The sequence below is a fragment of the Streptomyces sp. UNOB3_S3 genome, from assembly GCF_020740895.1.
Classification (GTDB): Bacteria; Actinomycetota; Actinomycetes; order Streptomycetales; family Streptomycetaceae; genus Streptomyces.
In genome coordinates this window covers 1-604 of the sequence record NZ_JAILXP010000772.1, presented here as the reverse complement: position 1 = coordinate 604, position 604 = coordinate 1, and the positions used below count along the sequence as shown (strand labels likewise).

1 protein-coding gene is annotated in these 604 nt (G+C 76.5%); it reads left to right on the top strand.

Annotated elements, in window-relative coordinates:
• On the top strand, positions 1-604 hold a 604-nt coding region (locus K6I33_RS35565), incomplete at both ends, for a metallophosphoesterase (RefSeq protein WP_374286731.1).

Genomic DNA, 604 nt, shown 5'->3' with positions numbered 1-604 from the left:
ACCCCGCCGAGCTCCAGGCCGCCGTCTGGAGCGACCTGGTGGAGCTCACCGACGCCGGGGCCCCCGCCCCCGACCTCCTCGTCGTCACCGGCGACCTCACCGCCTCCGGCAGCCCCCGCGAGTGCGACCAGGCCCTGACCTTCCTCACCGGCCTGCGCGCCCGCCTCGGCCTCGCGGCCGACCGGCTCGCGATCGTCCCCGGCGGACAGGACGTCAGCCAGGCCGCCTGCCGCGCCTACTTCGCCACCTGCGAGGCCGACGAGATGCGCCCCCGGCCGCCCTACTGGCCCAAGTGGCGCCACTACGCCCGCCTCTTCCGCGAGCTCTACCAGGGCCTCGACGCCGTCTTCGACGGCGACCAGCCCTGGACCCTCTTCCCCGTCCCGGCCCTGCGCACCGTCGTCGCCGGCCTCAACTCCTCCATGGCCCACAGCCACCGCCCCGAGGACCAGTACGGACTGCTCGGCCCCGAACAGGCCGCCTGGTTCGCCCAGGCCCTGCGCCCCTACGAGCGCGAGGGCTGGCTGCGCCTCGGCGCCCTGCGCCACGCCCCGGAGACCCGCGGCACCCTCGCGCTCGTAGGGGCGCAGGGCCTGGGCGAACC